Raw genomic sequence first — 20,134 nt, forward strand, 5'->3', positions numbered from 1 at the left:
ATGTCCCTGAACGATCTCGATTCCCGCAAGTCCCGCCTGTCCGATGCGCAGCGTGCCGCACTGGCCCTGAGGCTCCGGGGTGCATCCGGTGCACCCGCTGCATCTGGCGCAGGTGGCGCAGGTGGCCTGCCGGACGGCGACACCCGCAACACGGCCCACACCATCACCCGCTGCGACCGCACGCTGGCCATTGCCCTGTCCCCCGCCCAGCGCAGCCTCTGGCTCACCTGGCGGCTGGAGCCCGCCAGCCCCGCCTACAACATGGTGGGATCGCTGTCGCTCAAGGGGCCGCTGGATGCGTGGGCGCTGGAGCAGGCGCTGCAGGCCCTGGCCGAGCGCCACGAGATCCTGCGCACCTGCTATCCGGCCGGCGAGGACGGCGAGCCCCGGCAGTCCATCCAGCCCGCCGCGCCCGTGCCCCTGCGCCATGTCGATCTGGGCGCATGGACGGACGGCGATCCGCAGGCCGAGGCGCAGCGCCAGGTGCTGCTGCTGGCCCGCCAGCCCTTTGCGCTGGACACGGAAACGCCATTGCGCGCCGTCCTGTGCCGGCTGGGCGCGCAGGAGCATGTGCTGGGCCTGTCGCTGCACCACATTGCGGGCGATGGCTGGTCCAACGGCATCGTGGTCGAGGAACTGTTCCACCTGTACGAGGCCCTGCGCACGCAGCAGCCATCGCGCCTGCCGGCCATGGCCCTGCAGTTCGCCGACTACGCCGTCTGGCAGCGCCGCTGGTTCGATGCCGGTGAGCGCGAGCGGCAGTTGGACTACTGGCGCGCCCGGCTGGGCACCGAGCACGAGGCCCTGGCCCTGCCGATGAAGCAGGCCAGGTCGGCCGCGCAGGAGGCACAGGAGCAGCGCCTGGAGTTCACGCTCCCCGCCGCACTGGCCACCCGCGTGCGTGCCCTGGGCCGCGCCCATGGCGCCTCTCTGTTCATGGTGATGCTGGCCCTGCTCAAGCTGGTGCTGTACCGCTTCAGCGGCACGCGCGAGCTGCGCGTGGGTACGCCCGTGGCCAACCGCCAGAAGGCCGAGACGCATGGCCTGATCGGCTACTTCCTGAACCTGCTGGTGCTGCGCACGCACATCGATCCCGCGCAGGACTTCGGCGCGCTGCTGGCGCAGGTGCGCGAGGCGGTGCTGGGCGCGCAGGCCCACCAGGACCTGCCGTTCCACCTGCTGGTCGAGGCGCTGCAGCCAGCCCGCCAGCCGGGCGTTCACCCGCTGTTCCAGGTCAAGTGCACCCAGCAGGAGGATGCATCGGCCGCGCGCCACATCGCCGGCCTGGAGATCGCCATGCAGGCCGTCTCCAGCGGCCAGGCGCATTTCGACCTGAGCCTGGACTTCACCGACCGGCAGGACGGCATCGACTGCGTGCTGATCTATGCCGATGAACTGTTCGACGAAGCCGTGGTGCGTGACATGGCAGCCGCATTCCAGGACCTTGCGCTGCAGGTCACCGGCGCAATCAGCGACAGGCAGCCCAGGCTGTGCGAGCTGTCGCTGCCAGGCCGCGTGTCGGAGTCTGCAGGCCCGGTGCAGGCCTTTGGCGCCGACAGCGTGCTGCAGCTGTGGTCGCGCGCCGTGCAGGCCCAGCCCGATGGCACGGCGGTCAGGGACGCAGGCTCGGCCCTGGACTACGCGCAGCTGGACCGGCAGTCCGACCAGTTGGCCCGGGCCCTGGTGGCGCGCGGCGTGGGGGCCGATGTGCGCGTGGCCCTGCATGCCGAGCGCAGCTGCGCCTTTGTGCTGGGCCTGCTCGCCGTGCTCAAGGCCGGTGGCACCTGTGTGCCCCTGGACCCCGGCCTGCCGGCGCAGCGGCTGGCCTGGCAGCTGCGCGACAGCGGCGCGGTGCTGATGCTCTGCCAGCAGGCGCCCGCCTGGGACGCGGGCGTTCCCGTGTTGAGCCTGGACCCGAATGCCTGCCAGGAGCCGTGCATTGCGGGGCAGGCGCTGCCGGCCGCGCCGCCGCATTCCGCACAGGGCGCCTATGTGATCTACACCTCGGGCTCGACCGGGCAGCCCAAGGGCGTGGTCGTCAGCCACGGGGCGCTGGCCCACTATGTGCAGGCCGTGCTGCAGCGGCTGGACCTGCCCGAGGCGGCGCGCAGCATGGCCATGGTCTCGACCGTGGCGGCGGACCTGGGACACACCGTGCTGTTCGGCGCGCTGTGCTCGGGGCGCGCGCTGCATCTGATGGCGCCCGAACTGGCCTTCGACCCCGACGGCTTCGCGCGCTACATGGCAGAGCACCGCGTGGACGTGCTCAAGATCGTGCCCAGCCATCTGCAGGGGCTGCTGAATGCCGGCATGCCCGCTGACGTGCTGCCTGCCAGCCGCCTGGTGCTGGGCGGCGAGGCCACGCGCTGGCCGCTGGTGGACCGCATCGCCGCGCTCAGGCCCGGCTGCCGCGTGCTCAACCATTACGGCCCCACCGAAACCACGGTGGGCATCCTCACCCAGGAGGCGGACGAGGCGCTGCGCGGCGGCGAAAGCCTGCCCGTGGGCAGGCCGCTGGCCAATAGCCGCGCCCTGGTGCTGGATGCCGACCTGCAGCCCGTGCCCCTGGGCGCCAGCGGCGAGCTGTACCTGGGCGGGCCGGGTCTGGCGCGCGGCTACCAGGCCCGGCCCGGGCAGACGGCAGAGCGCTTCGTGGCCAGCCCGTTCCAGCCGGGCGAGCGCCTGTACCGCACGGGCGACCGCGTGACCATGCTGGCCGATGGCAGCCTGCAGTTCCTGGGCCGCATGGACGACCAGGTGAAGGTGCGCGGCTACCGCGTGGAGCTGCGCGAGGTGGCGCTGGCGCTGCAGGCCGTGCCCGGCGTGGCCCAGGCCGAAGTCGTGGCGCGGCTGGACGGGGAGGGAGGCGGGGACGGGCGCATGCAGTTGCATGCCTATGCCGTGCCCCAGGCGGGCGTTCCCGCCGACAGGCCGGGGTGGGCCGCCGCGCTGGCGCAGGCGCTGCCCGAATACATGGTCCCCGCCAGCATCACCGTGCTGGAAGGCATGCCCCTGACGGCCAACGGCAAGATCGACCGCAAGGCCCTGCCCGTGCCGGAGCAGGAGGCCGCCGATCTTTTCGAGGCGCCCCAAGGCGAGGCCGAGCAGGCGCTGGCCGCCGTCTGGGCCGACCTCTTCGGCCTGGAGCGCGCGGGCCGGCATGACGACTTCTTCGCGCTGGGCGGGGACTCCATCCTCGCGCTCAAGCTGGTGGCGCGCGCCCGCAAGCGCGGCGTCAAGCTCACGCCCAAGCAGCTGTTCACGGGCAAGACGCCAGCGGGTGTGGCACGGCTGGTGGAGGGGCCGGTTGCCGGCGCCGAGCAGACCGAAGGCACGGCGCCCCTGCCCAGGGCCGACCGCAGTGGCCCGCTGCCGCTGTCCTTTGCGCAATTGCGCCAATGGTTCCTGTGGCAGCTGGAGCCGGCCGGTACGGCCTATCACATCAGCGGCGCGCTGCGTCTGCTGGGCACGCTCGATGTGCTGGCGCTGCAGCAAAGCTTCGACGCGCTGGTGGCGCGCCACGAGTCGCTGCGCACGGTGTTCCGCATGGGCGGGGACGGGCAGGTGGTGCAGGTGATCGCCGCACAGGGCGGTGTGCGGGTCGAGCAAACGGATCTGTCCGGACTCCCCGCTGCGCAGCGTCAGGAGCAACTGGAACAGGCGGCGGCCGCCGTGCACCGCCAGCCCTTCGACCTGCAGGCCGGGCCGCTGCTGCGCGTGGGCCTGATCCGGGAGTCGGCCGAGGCGCATCTGCTGGTCGTGGCCATGCACCACATCGTCTCCGACGGCTGGTCCATGCAGATCATCGTGGATGAATTCGTGCAGCAGTACCGCGCACGGTGCCAGGGACAGGTGCCGCAGGCCGCACCCCTGCCGCTGCAGTACGCCGACTACGCGGCCTGGCAGCGCCAGTGGCTGGAGGCCGGCGAGCGGCAGCGGCAACTGGCCTACTGGCGCACCCAGCTGGGCGACACGCACCCCGTGCTGCAACTGCCCACCGACCACCCGCGCCGGCCCGGCGCGGACCATGTGGCCGCCAGCCATGGCCTGCAACTGCCGGCCGATCTGGTCGGCAGCCTGCGCCGCCGCGCCCAGGCGCAGGACGCAACGCTGTTCGTGCTGCTGCTGGCCGGCCTGCAGGCCGTGCTGCACCGCTACACGGGCCAGGAAGACATTCGCGTGGGCGTGCCCATTGCCAACCGCCACCGGGTGGAAACGCAGGGCACGGTGGGCTTTTTCGTGAACACCCAGGTTCTGCGCGCCACGCTGGACGGGCGCATGGGCCTGGCGCAGCTGCTGGACCAGGCCCGGCAGGCCGCCCAGGGCGCGCAGGCCCACCAGGACCTGCCCTTCGAGCAACTGGTCGAGGCGCTGCAGCCCGAACGCAACGCCGGCACCCAGCCGCTGTTCCAGGTGCTGTTCAACCACCAGCGCCAGGACCGCAGCGCGCTGCAGCAACTGCCTGGGCTGGAGCTGCAGGAATATGCGCTGCAGGGCCAGGGCGCCCAGTTCGAGCTGACCGTGGACACCATCGAGGATGCGCAGGGCCGCCTGCACCTGCGCCTGACCTATGCCCGCGAATTGTTCGAGGCCGCCACCATCGGCGCACTGGCCGGCCACTATGTGGCCATGCTGCAGACGCTGGCCGATGATCCGGCCCGCAAGGTGGGCGAGGTCGCCTTGCTGGGCGCGGCCGAACTGCACAGGCAGCAGGCATGGGGCCGCGCCGCCGGCCTGCCTGCCGGTCGGCCGGCCGCAGCGCAGACGCTGCACGGCCGCTTCGCCAGCCAGGCATTGGCGCGAGCCGGGGCGCAGGCGCTGTCCTTCGAGCACCACGTTCTCGGCTACGCCGAACTCGACGCCCGGGCCAACCGTCTGGCCCACCGCCTCATCGCCCTGGGCGTGCGCCCGGAGACGCGCGTGGGCATTGCCATGCAGCGCTCGGTGGAGATGGTGGTCGGCCTGCTGGCCATCCTCAAGGCTGGTGGCGCCTATGTGCCGCTGGACCCGGACTACCCTGCCGACCGGCTGGCGCACATGGTGGCCGACAGCGGGATCTCTCTGGTGCTGACGCAGGCTGTGGTGCGCAAGCGCATTCCCGGCGCTGCTGCGCTGCAGGTGCTGGAGATCGACCTACTGGACCTGTCGGGCGAACCCGATACCGATCCGCAGGTCGATGTGAGCCCGGACAGCCTGGCCTATGTGATCTACACCTCCGGCTCCACGGGCCGTCCCAAGGGCGCGCAACTGAGCCACCGCAACGTGGCACGGCTGCTGGACGCCACCGATGCCTGGTTCGGCTTCGGGCCTGACGATGTCTGGACCCTGTTCCATTCCTATGCCTTCGACTTCTCGGTCTGGGAGATCTTTGGTGCGCTGTGCACTGGGGGCAGGCTGGTGGTGGTGCCGTACTGGGTCAGCCGCTCGCCCCAGGACTTCCTGGCTTTGCTGCGTGCGGAGCGCGTAACGGTTCTCAATCAAACACCTTCGGCTTTCGGGCAGCTGATCCATGCGGTGGAGCAGGATGAAGAAGGCAGTGCTGGCCTGGCGCTGCGCCAGGTGATCTTCGGCGGCGAGGCGCTGGAGCCCGAGAGCCTGCGGCCCTGGTTCGAGCGCTTCGGTGACCAGGGCCCCCAACTCATCAACATGTACGGCATCACCGAGACCACGGTGCATGTGACGTACCGGGAGATCACGCGGAAGGATCTGGAGGGCGGACGCAGCCCCGTGGGCGTGGCGATTCCGGACCTGGGCCTGTACGTGCTCGACGGCAGCCTGAACCTGCTGCCGCAGGGCGTGGCGGGAGAGTTGTATGTGGCGGGCGAGGGCTTGGCACGCGGCTATCTCAACAGGCAAGGACTGACGGCAGAGCGCTTCATTGCCAACCCGTTCAGCGAGACGGGCGAGCGCCTGTACCGCACGGGCGATCTGGTGCGCTGGAACGCTCAGGGCGAACTCGAATACCTGGGCCGTGCCGACCAGCAGGTCAAGATCCGGGGCTTCCGCATCGAGCTGGGCGAGGTGCAGTCGCAACTGCTGGCCCAGCCCGAGGTGCGCGAGGCGGTGGTGCTGGCCAAGGAGGGGGCGGGCGGTGCCAGACTGATCGCCTATGTGTCGCTGAATGCAGAAATCGCAGAGGGTCTGCTCAAGGACCGGCTGGGCGAGGTACTGCCCGACTACATGGTGCCCTCGGCCATCGTCGTGCTCGATGCCCTGCCTTTGACCGCCAACGGCAAGGTGGACCGCAAGGCGCTGCCCGAGCCGGAGATGGCGAGTGCGCAGGAATACGAGGCACCGCAGGGCGAGTTGGAGGAAACGCTGGCGCAGATCTGGGCCGAGGTGCTGGGCGTGGAGCGCGTGGGCCGGCAGGACGGCTTCTTCGAGCTGGGCGGGCATTCGCTGCTCGCCCTGGGCCTGCTGGAGCGCGTGCGCGCCCAGGGCCTGCGCGTGCAGGTGCGCACGCTGTTCCAGCACCCGAGGCTGGCGGAGTTTGTGCAGGCGGTGCAGCAGGAGCAGCAGGGTGAGCAAGGGGAGCAGGTGGCCGGCGAGATCGATGTGCCGCCCAACGGCATCCCCGAAGGCTGCACGGCGATCACGCCGGACATGCTGACCCTGGTGGCGCTGGATGAGGATGAGATTGCACGCATTGCCGCTGCGGTGCCGGGAGGCGCAGCCAATATCCAGGACATCTACCCGCTGGCGCCGCTGCAGGAGGGGATTCTGTTCCACCACCTGCTGCAGTCCGGGGGCGATGTATTCGTCTCGCCCAACCTGCTGAGCTTCGGGGCGCGCGAGCAGCTGCAATCCTTCGTGCACAGCCTCAACCAGGTGATTGCGCGCCATGACATCCTGCGCACGGCCGTGCTCTGGGAAGGGCTGTCCGAGCCCGTGCAGGTGGTGCTGCGCCAGGCACCGCTGCAGCTGCAGTGGCCTGATGCGGATGAGGCGCATGGGTCGCATGAGGTGCATGAGGCACATGAGGCATATGAGGCACATGAGGTGCTGGTGCCGCAGATGCTGGAGCAACTGCGCAGCCACGACCTGCGCCTGGACGTGCGGCAGGCGCCGATGATAGGGGCGCGGGCCGCGCACGATGCCGGGCAAGGCCGCTGGCTGCTGCAGCTGCTGAGTCACCACCTGGTGATGGACCGCATCACGCTGGACCTGCTGCTGCAGGAAGTGCTGCGGCTCCAGCAGGGCCGTGCGGCCGAGCTGCCGGTGCCCGTGCCCTTCCGGCGCTTTGTGGCGCAGGCGCGCCAGGGCGTGGCGGCCGAGGCGCACGAGCGGTTCTTCCGCCGCATGCTGGCCGATGTGCAGGAGCCCACGGCCGCCTTCGGCCTGCTGGACGTGCAAGGCGATGGCCGTGGCATGGAGGAGGCCCGCCTGCGGTTGGACGCCCCACTGGCCCAGGGCATGCGCCGCCAGGCGCGTGCGCACGGGGTCAGCCCCGCTGCGCTCTGCCACCTGGCCTGGGCGCTGGTGCTGGCCCGGACCAGCGGCAGGCAGGAGCCGGTCTTCGGCACCGTGCTGATGGGCCGCATGGACGGCGGCGCCGGTGCGCAGCAGGCGCTGGGCATGTTCATCAACACCTTGCCGCTGCGGCTGCCGCTGGGCGAAGGCAGCGTGCTCCAGGGCCTGCGCAGCACGGCGGCGGCGCTTGCGGCGCTGCTGCAGCACGAGCATGCCAGCCTGTCGCTGGCCCAGCGCTGCAGCGGCCTGCCTGCGGGAACGCCGCTGTTCGGCGCATTGCTGAACTACCGCCATGGCGCGGCAGAGGGCGCTGCGCAAGAGCTGGCCCGGGCCGGCGTGCAGGTGCTGGGCCGCCCCGAGCGCAGCAACTATCCCGTGGGCATGGCCGTGGATGACGACGGCCAGGGCTTTGTGCTCGTCGCCCAGGTGGTGCGCAGCGTAGGGGCCGGGCGCGTCTGCGCCTACATGCAGCAGGCCCTGCAGGCGCTGGTGCAGGCGCTGCAGCAGCAGCCCGGCCGCGACCTGCGCACGCTGGACGTGGTGCCCCCGGCCGAGCGCCAGGCGCTGCTGGCGCAGGCCGGCAACCCCCGGTCCTGGCCGCAGGCCTTGCCGGTGCACCGCATGTTCGAGACGCAGGCAAGGCAGCGGCCCCAGGCCCCGGCCCTGGCTGCGGACGGACAGGTGTTCAGCTACGGCGATCTGGACCGGCGGGCCAGCCGCCTGGCGCAGGCCTTGAGCGCCCAGGGGCTGCGGCCTGGGCAGCGCGTGGGCCTGGTGGCCGAGCGCGGGGCCGCCATGGTGGCCGGCCTGCTGGCCATCCTCAAGGCGGGCGCTGCCTACGTGCCCGTCGATCCAGCCCTGCCCGATGAGCGCATGCGGTACATGCTGCAGGACAGCGGAGCCTGCCTGGCGCTGGCCTCGGGCTTGGCGCCGGGCCGGCTGGCCTTGCTCGCCGCCAGCGTGCCGAAGGTGCTGCAACTGGAGGCGCTGGAGGTACTGGAGGTGCTGGAGGCAGTGGAGGCAAGGGAGCCAGGGCCGCAGGCAGGCACGGAACGCGCGCCCCGCGTCGAGGTGCATGGCGACCAGGCCGCCTATGTGATCTACACCTCGGGCTCCACCGGCCGGCCCAAGGGCGTGGTGGTGCGGCATGCGGCCTTCTCCAACTTCCTGCAGTCCATGGCGGCACAGCCGGGCCTGCAGGCGCAGGACGTGGTGCTGGCCACGACCTCCGTGTCCTTCGACATTGCGGGCCTGGAGATCTTCCTGCCCCTGGCCGTGGGCGCGCAGCTGGTGGTGGCCGGGCGCGAGCAGGTGCGCGACGCGGCCGCGCTGGCGGCGCTGCTGGAGCGCAGCCGCGCCAGCGTGATGCAGGCCACGCCCTCGGGCTGGCGCCTGCTGCTGGCCGGTGGCTGGAAGGCGGCACGGCCGCTGAAGGCGCTGTGCGGCGGCGAGGCGCTTGCACCGGACCTGATTGCCCTGCTGCGCGCGGCGGGCGTGGACCTCTGGAACCTCTACGGCCCGACCGAGACCACGATCTGGTCCAGCCTGCAGCAGGTGCAGGGCGATGCCGCCACGCTGGGCCAGGCCATCGCGGCCACCCGGCTGCTGGTGCTTGACGAAGGACTGCGCTGCGTGCCGCAAGGCGTGGTCGGGGAGCTGTTCATTGGCGGCCAGGGCCTGGCGCGCGGCTACTGGCAGCGGCCGGGCCTGAGCGCAGAGCGTTTTGTGGCCGATCCATTCGCGAGACCGGGCGCGGCTGGCGAACGCCTGTACCGCACGGGCGACCTGGTGCGCCGCAATGCCGATGGCGCGCTCGAATACCTGGGCCGGCTGGACCACCAGGTCAAGATCCGCGGCCACCGCATCGAGCTGGGCGAGGTGGAGGCCGCGCTGCTGGCCCAGCCCGAGGTGCGCGAGGCCGTGGTCACGGCAGCGGGGTCCGGCAGCGATACGCGCCTTGTGGCGCATGTATCGCTACATGCAGGCCCTCCCCTGGACGCTGCGGCACTGCGCGCAAGACTGGCCAGCGGCCTGCCCGACTACATGCTGCCGTCCGCCATCGTGGTGCTGGACACGCTGCCGCTGAACAACAGCGGCAAGGTGGACCGTGCCGCGCTGCCTGCGGCGCAGGCACCGTCCGGCCCGTCCTACGAGGCGCCTTCGGGGCAGGCCGAGGAAATGCTGGCCGGGCTCTGGTCCGAGCTGCTGGGCGGTGGCCGCGTGGACCGCCGCGACAGCTTCTTCGAGCGCGGCGGGCACTCGCTCAAGGTGGTGCAACTGCTGGCGCGACTGCAGGGGGCAGGCGCTGCGGGGCTGACCGCCCAGGACATTTTCCGCACCCCGGTGCTGCAGGACATGGCGGGCCTGGTGCGCCTGCCGGCCCATGGCGGCGCGGATGCTGCGGGTGCTGCGGGTGCAACAGGCACGACAGGCACGACAGGCGCGGATGCGCAGGCGCTCGATGCGCTGGATTCCTTTCTCGAAACTCTGGGAGATATCTGATGGACCGTGGCCGCCTGCGCCAAATCGCCGAGCGCTTTGCAAGCCTGAGCCCTGCCCAGCGCACGCTGGCATTGCAAAAGATCCGGGCCGAGGGACTGGATCTCTCGCATTTCCCCATCCCGGTGCGCGCACCATCGCCCGACCAGACCGAAGCCCTGTCCCATGCGCAGCTGCGCCAGTGGTTCCTGTGGAAGCTGGACCCGCAAAGCTCGGCCTACCACATCGCCCAGGCCTCGTGGATGCATGGCGAGCTGGATCTGGCGGCCCTGCGGCAGGCGTTCGGCGTGCTGCTGGATCGCCACGGCGGACTGCGCACGGTGTTCGAGGAAAGCCCCGACGGCCTGGCGCGGCAGCGCATCGTGCCGCAGCTGGCCCTGGAGCTGCCGCTGATCGACCTCAGCTCCCTGCCTGCCGCACAGCGGCGCGAACGGGCCCTGGCCGAAGCCGAGCGCCTGTGCCTCACGCCCTTTGACCTGACGCGCAGCCCGCTGCTGCGCGTGGCCGCCGTCCGCCTGGACAGCCGCCAGCACCTGCTGGTGGTGGTGATGCACCACATCATCTCCGACGGCCGCTCCATGCAGATCCTGCTGGAGGAATTCGCAGGCCTGTACGCGGCACTGGTGCAGCAGCGCCCGACCCGCCTGCCGCCGCTGCCCATTGCCTACAGCGACTACGCCGCCTGGCAGCGCGACTGGCTGGAGGCCGGGGAAAGGCAGCGCCTGCTCGACTACTGGCTGCCCGAGCTGGCCGGTGGTCAGGACCTGCATCTGGAGCTGCCCGCCGACCATGCCCGCGCGCCGGGCGCCGAGAACCGCTGGCATGCCGCCTGGCACCGGCTGGAGCTGCCCGCCAGCCTGGTGGCCGGACTGGAGCAGCGCGCCCGCGAGCAGGGCACCTCCCTCTTCGTGGCGCTGCTGGCCGGTTTCCAGGCCCTGCTGCACCGCTATACCGCCGAGACCGATATCCGCGTGGGCGTGCCCGTGGCCAACCGCAACCAGCCCGAGGCCCAGCCGCTGGTCGGCTTCTTCGTCAACACGCTGGTGATGCGTGGCCGGCTCGATCCCCGCATGCGCCTGCAGGAGCTGCTGGCCCAGCTGGCCGAGCGGGTCCGCCTGGGCCTGGCCCACCAGGACCTGCCCTATGAGCAACTGGTCGAGGCGCTGCAGCCGCGCCGCAGCCTGGACGGCAGCTCGCTGTTCCAGGTGATGCTGAACTACCAGCACGAAGAGGCGGCCGGCCTGGCGGGCCTGGAGATCCAGAAGCTGGAGCTGGACGGCCTGGCCGCCCAGTTCGAGCTGACCCTGCACGCCAGCCGCCGCGCCGACGGCAGCCTGCAACTGGGCTTTGCCTATGCGCGCGAGCGCTTCGAGCCGGCCACGGTGCAGCGCATGGGCGCGCATCTGTCGCTGCTGCTGCAGGCGCTGGCGCATGCGCCGCAGTGCGCGCTGGACCAGGTGCAACTGCTGCCCGGCGATGAGCAGGCGCAGCTTCTGGACCGCAGTGCGCGCCGCAGTACCCGCAATGGACCGGCCCTCAACCCTGCGCAGCCCGCCTGCCTGCACCAGCGCTTTGCCACAAGCGCGCAGCAGCGGCCGGATGCGGTGGCGTTGACCTGCGAGTCCGCACGACTGGCCTACGCCGAACTCGACGCCCAGGCCAACCGCCTGGCCCACCGCCTGATCGCCCTGGGCGTGCGGCCGGAGACGCGCGTGGGCATTGCCATGCAGCGCTCGGTGGAGATGGTGGTCGGCCTGCTGGCCATCCTCAAGGCCGGTGGCGCCTATGTGCCGCTGGACCCGGACTACCCTGCCGACCGGCTGGCGCACATGGTAGCCGACAGCGGGATCTCTCTGGTGCTGACGCAGGCTGCGGTGCGTGAGCGCCTCCCGGGCGCTGCTGCGCTGCAGGTGCTGGAGATCGACACGCTGGACCTGTCGGGCGAACCCGGTACCGATCCGCAGGTTGAAGTCTCGGCCGACAGCCTGGCCTATGTGATCTACACCTCGGGCTCCACGGGCCGCCCCAAGGGCGCGCAACTGAGCCACCGCAACGTGGCACGGCTGCTGGACGCCACCGATGCCTGGTTCGGCTTCGGCCCGGACGATGTCTGGACCCTGTTCCACTCCTATGCCTTCGACTTCTCGGTCTGGGAGATCTTTGGCGCGCTGTGCACGGGCGGCCGGCTGGTGGTGGTGCCGTACTGGGTCAGCCGCTCGCCCCAGGACTTCCTGGCTTTGCTGCGTGCGGAGCGCGTAACGGTTCTCAATCAAACACCTTCGGCCTTCGGGCAGCTGGTCCATGCCGTGGAGCAGGATGAAGAAGGTGGCGCTGGCCTGGCGCTGCGCCATGTGGTCTTTGGCGGCGAGGCGCTGGAGCCCGAGAGCCTGCGGCCCTGGTTCCACCGCTTCGGTGACCAGGGCCCCCAACTCATCAACATGTACGGCATCACCGAGACCACGGTGCATGTGACGTACCGGCAGATCACGCGGAAGGATCTGGAGGGCGGACGCAGCCCGGTGGGCGTGGCGATTCCGGACCTGGGCCTGTACGTGCTCGACGGCAGCCTGAACCTGCTGCCGCAGGGCGTGGCGGGAGAGTTGTATGTGGCGGGCGAGGGCTTGGCACGCGGCTATCTCAACAGGCAAGGACTGACGGCAGAGCGCTTCGTTGCCAACCCGTTCAGCGAGACGGGCGAGCGCCTGTACCGCACGGGCGATCTGGTGCGCTGGAACGCTCAGGGCGAACTCGAATACCTGGGCCGTGCCGACCAGCAGGTCAAGATCCGGGGCTTCCGTATCGAGCTGGGCGAGGTGCAGTCGCAGCTGCTGGCCCAGCCCGAGGTGCGCGAGGCGGTGGTGCTGGCCAAGGATGGTGCAAGGCTGATCGCCTATGTCTCCCTGCGTGACGCGGTGGAGGAAAGCCAGCTCAAGCAGCGCCTGGGCCAGGCGCTGCCCGACTACATGGTGCCCTCGGCCATCGTCGTGCTCGATGCCCTGCCTTTGACGGCCAACGGCAAGGTGGACCGCAAGGCGCTGCCCGAGCCGGAGATGGCGAGTGCGCAGCAATACGAGGCACCGCAAGGTGAACTCGAAGAAACGCTGGCGAAGATCTGGGCCGAGGTGCTGGGCGTGGAGCGCGTGGGCCGACAGGACGGCTTCTTCGAGCTGGGCGGGCATTCGCTGCTCGCCCTGGGCCTGCTGGAGCGCGTGCGCGCCCAGGGCCTGCGCGTGCAGGTGCGCACGCTGTTCCAGCACCCGAGGCTGGCGGAGTTTGCGCAGGCGGTACTGGAGGAACAGCAGGAGCAGCAGGGTGAGCAAGGGGAGGAGGTGGCCGGCGAGATCGACGTGCCACCCAACGGCATCCCCGAAGGCTGCACGGCGATCACGCCGGACATGCTGACCCTGGTGGCGCTGGATGAAGATGAGATTGCTCGCATTGCCGCGGCGGTGCCGGGAGGCGCGGCCAATATCCAGGACATCTACCCGCTGGCGCCGCTGCAGGAGGGAATTCTGTTCCACCACCTGCTGCAGTCCGAGGGCGATGCCTATGTCACCTCGCACACGCTGAGCTTCGACTCGCGCGAGCGGCTGCAGCGGTTTGCCGAGAGCTTTGACCAGGTGGTCGCGCGGCATGACATCCTGCGCACGGCCGTGTTCTGGGAGGGCCTGGCGACGCCCGTGCAGGTCGTCTGCCGGCAGGCCCGCCTGCCGCTGTCCTGGCTGGAGGAGGGAGGCACGGCGGCACCATCGCAGGACGCGCTGGCCCGGCTGGCCGCCTGCGCCCACGGCTACCGCATCGACCTGCGCAAGGCGCCGCTGATCCACCTGGTGGCCGCGCACGACGCGCCGGGCCAGCGCTGGCTGCTGCAGATCCTGGCCCACCACATGGTGGACGACAACACCACGCTCAAGCAGGTGATCGGTGAGATCGCGCTGATCCAGCAGGGCCGCTCCAGCGCGCTGCCCCGGCCGCTGCCGTTCCGCCAGTTCGTGGCCCAGGCGCGCTCGGGCGAGGGCATGGCCGGGCATGAGGCGTTTTTCCGCACCATGCTGGGCGATGTGCAGGAGCCCACGGCGCCCTTCGGGCTGCTGGATGTCCAGGGCGACGGAGCGCGCACGAACGAGGTGCGGCAGGTGCTTGACGGCGGCCTTGCCGCCCGGTTGCGGCAGCAGTCCCGGCGCCACGGCGTCAGCGCCGCCGCGCTGTTCCACCTGGCCTGGGCCCTGGTGCTGGCCAGGACCAGCGGCAGGGACGACGTGGTGTTCGGCACCGTGCTGTTTGGCCGCATGCAGGCGCAGCAGGGCGCGGCCCGCGCGCTGGGCATGTTCATCAATACGCTGCCGCTGCGCGTTCGCCTGGCCGGATGTGGCGTGGCCCAGGCCCTGCGCCAGACCCAGTCCGCGCTGACGGACCTGCTGCAGCACGAGCATGCCAGCCTGTCGATGGCCCAGTCCTGCAGCGGCCTGGCCGGCGGGGCGCCGCTGTTCACGGCCCTGCTCAACTACCGGCACACGGCGCTGCAGGACGCGGACGCTGGCGATGCCTGGAGCGGCGTGCAGATACTGCAAAGCCACGAGCGCACCAACTTCCCGTTCGGCCTGTCGGTCAACGACACGGGCGAGGGCTTCACGCTGATCGCGCATGTGATCGATGCGGTGAATGCCCACAGCATGTGCGGCTACATGCACGAGGCGCTGGACGGCCTGGCCGATGCCCTGGCGCGCGACCCCGGCCAGCCCGTGACCGCGATTGCGGTGCTGCCCGCGCATGAACGGGACAGGCTGCTGCAGTGGAGCCTCAATGGCAAGTCCCATCCCCAGGCCCTGCCCGTGCACCGGGAATTCGAGGCCCGCGTGCGGGAGCAGCCCGATGCCGTCTGCCTGGTCCATGGCGACGAGGCGCTGACCTCGGCCCGGCTCAACGCCCGGGCCAACCGGCTGGCCCACCGGCTGATGGCCCTGGGCGTGGGGCCGGACGTGCGCGTGGGCGTTGCGCTGGAGCGCTCGATGGACATGGTGGCCGGGCTGCTGGCGGTGCTCAAGGCCGGCGGCGCCTACGTGCCGCTGGACATGGAGTACCCGGTGGACCGCCTGGCCTACATTGCCCAGGACAGCGGCATTGCCCTGCTGCTGACCGAGCGCAAGGCACGCGAGCGCCTGCCGTTCGCGCAGGCGCTGAACGTGGTCGAGCTCGACGATCTGGACCTGGACGCAGGGCCTGACCACAATCCCGGCGTGGCGGTCCATGGCGACCATCTGGCTTATGTGATCTACACCTCGGGCTCCACCGGCCGGCCCAAGGGGGCGGCCAACCGGCATGCCGCGCTGTCCAATTGCATGGCCTGGATGCAGGACCACTACCGGCTCACGCGGGCCGACGCGGTGCTGCACAAGGCGGCCTTCGGCTTCGATGTCTCGGCCTGGGAAATCTTCTGGCCGCTGACGGCGGGCGTGCGCCTGGTGGTGGCCCGGCCCGGCGACCACCGCGATCCCGAGCGCATCGTCGCGCTGATCCGCCGCCACCAGATCACCACGCTGAACTTCGTGCCGGCCATGCTGCAGGCGTTTCTGGCCCATGAGGGCATCGAGGAGGAGACTCGCCTGCGCTATGTGATCTGCGGCGGCGAGGCCATGCCGGCCGAGACACAGCGCGAGGCCCTGCGCCGCCTGCACGGCGTCAGCCTGCAAAACCTCTATGGCCCGACCGAGGCCGCCATCCACGTGACGCACTGGACCTGCCGCGACGATGGCCGCAGCCCGGTCCCCATCGGCCGCCCCGTCAGCGCGACCAAGGCCCTGGTGCTGGGCCAGGATCTGGGACTGGTTCCCGCAGGCGTGGCCGGCGAACTCTATCTGGGCGGGCAGGCGCTGGCGCAGGGCTACCTGGGCCGGCCCGGCCTGAGCGCCGAGCGCTTCGTCGCCGACCCGTTCGACCAGGGCGGCGGCCGCCTGTACCGCACGGGCGACCTGGTGCGCTGGAACGACGAAGGCCAGCTGGAGTACCTGGGGCGCCTGGACCACCAGGTGAAGATCCGGGGCTTTCGCATCGAGCTGGGCGAGATCGAGGCCCGGCTGCTGGCCCAGCCCCAGGTGCGGGAGTCCGTGGTCGTGGCCCGCAAGGGTCCGGCGGGCATGCACCTGGCGGCCTATGTCTCGGCGCATGAAGGGCAGCAGGTCACGGCGGCCGAACTGCGCGAGCGCCTGGCCCTTGAACTGCCGGACTACATGGTGCCGGCCGCCATCATGGTGCTGGACCGCCTTCCCCTGAATGCCAATGGCAAGGTGGACAGGGCCGCCTTGCCCGAGCCTGAACTGCTGGCCAGCCTGCACTACGAGGCGCCCGTGGGCGACGGCGAGCAGCGTCTGGCCGCACTCTGGAGCGAGGTGCTGGGCGTGGAGCGCGTGGGGCGCCACGACCATTTCTTTGAGCTGGGCGGGCACTCGCTGCTGGCCCTGAAGCTGCTGGAGCGCATGCGCGCCCAGGGCTGGGTGACGCAGGTGCGCACGCTGTTCCAGCACCCCCGGCTGGCGGATCTGGCACTGGCGCTGCGCCGCGAGCAGGGCCTGCCCCGGCATGAGGTGCAGGTGCCGCCCAACGGCATCCCCGAAGGCTGCACGGCCATCACGCCCGACATGCTGACGCTGGTGGCGATGGACGCGCAGCAGATCGCGCGGGTCGAGGCCGCCGTGCCCGGTGGCGCGGCCAACATCCAGGACATCTATCCGCTGGCGCCGCTGCAGGAAGGCATTCTGTTCCACCACACCCTGCACCAGCAGGGCGACGCCTATGCCACGCCCACGCTGCTGGGCTTTGACACGCGGGAGCGTTTGCTGGGCTTTGTGCAACGGCTCAACCAGGTCATCGCACGCCACGACATCCTGCGCACGGCCGTGCTGTGGGAGGGGTTGGCCGAGCCTGTGCAGGTGGTGTGCCGGCAGGCGCAGGTGCTGCTCGACTGGCTGGACGAGAGCGAAAAGGGTAGCGAAGGGGAGGTTGCGGACGTGGCAGGCCGGCTGCAGGCCGTGCTGGACCCGCGCGTGCAGCGCATCGATGTGCGCCGCGCACCCATGATCCGCGCCGTGGCGGCGCAGGATGCGCCCCACGGGCGCTGGCTGCTGCAGCTGCTGACCCACCACCTGGTGCTGGACCACACGACGCTGGAGCGCATCGTCGAGGAGATCGCGCTGATGGCCCAGGGCCGCGAGGCGGAGCTGCCCAGGCCCCTGCCGTTCAGGCGCTTCGTGGCCCAGGCCCGGCTGGGCGTGAGCACCAGTGAGCATGAGGACTTCTTCCGCGCCATGCTCGGCGATGTGGATGAGCCCACGGCGCCATTTGGCCTGCTGGATGTGCAGGGCGACGGCAGCGCGGTGGAGGAGGCAAGGATGGCCTTGGACGAGCCCCTGGCGCGCAGCGTGCGGCGGCAGGCACAGCGCCATGGGGTGAGTGCAGCCAGCCTGTTCCACCTGGCCTGGGCGCTGGTGCTGGGCAGGACCACGGGCAAGGACGACGTGGTGTTCGGCACCGTGCTCTTTGGCCGCATGCAGGGCGGGGAGGGCGCGCACAGTGCGCTGGGCATGTTCATCAACACGCTGCCGCTGCGCATACGGTTGGGCGGTCGGCTGGGCGGTCGGCTGGGCGGGCGCAGCGTGCAGGACTGCCTGCGCCAGACGCATGAGCTGCTGACGGGGCTGATGCACCACGAGCACGCCACGCTGTCGCTGGCGCAGCGCTGCAGCGCTCTGGCGGGGGGAACGCCGCTGTTCTCGGCCCTGCTCAACTACCGCTACAGCGCGGCGCCGCAGGAGGGGGGCGCAGCCTCGGGCGCATGGGAAGGCATGACGGCGCTGGGCGGACAGGAGCGCACCAACTACCCCGTGACCGTGTCCATCGATGACCTGGGCGAAGGCTTTGGCATCGTGGCACAGGCCGATGCTGCTCTGGGGGCTGAACGGCTGTGTGGATACATGGCGGCGGCCGTGGCCTCCCTGGTCCACGCGCTGGAAAGCGAGCCCGGCCTGGAGGCTGCGGCGCTGGACATGCTGGACGGCAAGGAATGGGCGCAGCTGCAGGCCTGGAGCCTGGGCGCCCGAACCGAACCCGGGATGCAGCTGGTGCACCAGCTGATCGAGCGCCAGGCCCAGGCACGGCCGGATGCCGTGGCGCTGGTCTTTGGCGATCAGGTTCTGAGCTACGACCAGCTCAACCGCCGCGCCAACCAGCTGGCACACCGGCTGATGGCATTGGGCGTGAGGCCGGAGACCCGGGTGGGCATCGCCATGGAGCGGTCCATCGAGATGGTGGTGGGCCTGCTGGCCATCATGAAGGCCGGTGGCGCCTATGTGCCCCTGGACCCCGATCACCCGCCCGAACGGCTGGCGCAGATGATCGAAGACGGCGCCGTGCGGCGCCTGCTCACCCACAGCGCGCTGCGCGAGCGCCTGCCCGCAGGCGAGGATCTGCAGTGGCTGGACATTGACCGCATCGATGTGGCCGGTGAATCGCAGCGCAACCCGGTGGTTGCCGTGCATGGGGAGCATCTGGCCTATGTGATCTTCACCTCGGGCTCCACGGGCCGCCCCAAGGGCGCGGCCAACCGGCATGCGGCCCTGCACAACCGGCTGGCCTGGATGCAGCAGGCCTATGCGCTCGATGCCTCGGACGCCGTGCTGCAAAAGACACCGTTCAGCTTCGATGTGTCGGTCTGGGAGTTCTTCTGGCCCCTGATGGCCGGCGCCCGGCTGGTGATGGCCGCGCCTGGCGATCACCGTGACCCCGCAAGGCTGGTGGCGCTGATCACGGGCCATGGCGTCACCACCGTGCACTTCGTTCCTTCCATGCTGCAGGCCTTTGTGGCGCATGCGGGCGTGGCGGCATGCACGGGCATCAGGCGCATCCTGTGCAGCGGCGAGGCCCTGCCGGCCGAGGCGCAGAACGCCGTCTTCAGGCTCCTGCCCGGGGCCGGTCTCTACAACCTCTATGGCCCGACCGAGGCGGCCATCGACGTCACCCACTGGCGCTGCCGCGACGACGGGCGGCGCCAGGTTCCCATCGGCCGGCCCATCAGCGGCATCCGCACCTATGTGCTGGACTGCGCCATGCGGCCGGCGCCACAGGGCGTGGCCGGCGAGCTGTACCTGGGCGGCATGGGCCTGGCGCGCGGCTATCTGAACCGCCCCGCACTGACGGCCGAGCGCTTTGTGGCCGACCCGCTGGACACGCAGGGCGGCCTGCTGTACCGCACGGGCGACCTGGTGCGCTGGAACGGCGACGGCCAGATCGAGTACCTGGGGCGCCTGGACCACCAGGTGAAGATCCGCGGCCTGCGCATCGAGCTGGGCGAGATCGAGGCCCATCTGCTGGCCCAGCCCGGCGTGCGCGAGGCCGTGGTGGTCGCGGCACAAGCCACGTCGGGCGCGGCGGGCGCACGCCTTGTCGCCTATGTGGCCGGCCCGGACGCCGATGCGGGGCTGGCCGAAACCTTGCGCCAGGCGCTGGCCCGGCGGCTGCCGGACTACATGCAGCCTTCGGCCATCGTCGTGCTGCCTGCGCTTGCGCTCAATGCCAACGGCAAGGTGGATCGCAAGGCGCTGCCCCAGCCCGAATGGGCGCAGCGTGGATACGAGCCGCCGCACAACGGGGTCGAGCAGCAGCTGTCGGCGATATGGGCTGAGCTTCTGGGGCAGGACCGCGTGGGGCGGCGCGACAACTTCTTCGAGCTGGGCGGGCACTCGCTGCTGGCCATGGGCATGCTGGAACGCATGCGCGCGCATGGCCTGTCGGCCTCGGTGCGCAGCCTGTTCCAGCATCCGCAGCTGGCGGATTTTGCGGCGCAGCTGATGCAGGCGGACGACGCCGCCCAGGTGCAGGTGCCGCCCAATGGCATTCCCGAAGGCTGCACGGCCATCATGCCCGACATGCTGACACTGGTGGCACTGGACGTGCAGGAGATTGCACGGGTCGAGGCCGCCGTGCCCGGTGGCGCGGCCAACATCCAGGACATCTATCCGCTGGCGCCGCTGCAGGAAGGCATTCTGTTCCACCACACCCTGCACCAGCAGGGCGATGCCTATGCCACGCCGACGCTGCTGGGCTTCGACACGCGCGAGCGGCTGCTGGGTTTTGTGCAACGGCTCAACCGGGTCATCGCACGCCACGACATCCT

2 protein-coding genes (1 of these 2 only partly in view) are annotated in these 20,134 nt (G+C 70.8%); both read left to right on the top strand.

Annotated elements, in window-relative coordinates; genetic code table 11:
- Complete coding sequence (locus ACRSCF_RS09670; protein ID WP_244387951.1) at window positions 1-9,972, top strand: non-ribosomal peptide synthetase; 9,972 nt, start codon at window positions 1-3, stop codon at window positions 9,970-9,972.
- On the top strand, window positions 9,972-20,134 hold the 5' portion of the coding sequence (locus tag ACRSCF_RS09675; RefSeq protein ID WP_432675622.1) for a non-ribosomal peptide synthase/polyketide synthase. It continues 8,371 nt past the right edge of the window; 10,163 of the gene's 18,534 nt are visible here — the first part of the coding sequence; its start codon is at window positions 9,972-9,974; the stop codon falls past the right edge of the window. The genes ACRSCF_RS09670 and ACRSCF_RS09675 overlap by 1 nt, the downstream gene beginning before the upstream one ends.

Origin of the sequence: Delftia sp. 11MD, from assembly GCF_050907895.1 — a bacterium.
In the GTDB taxonomy this organism is placed as follows: domain Bacteria; phylum Pseudomonadota; class Gammaproteobacteria; order Burkholderiales; family Burkholderiaceae_C; genus Comamonas; species Comamonas tsuruhatensis.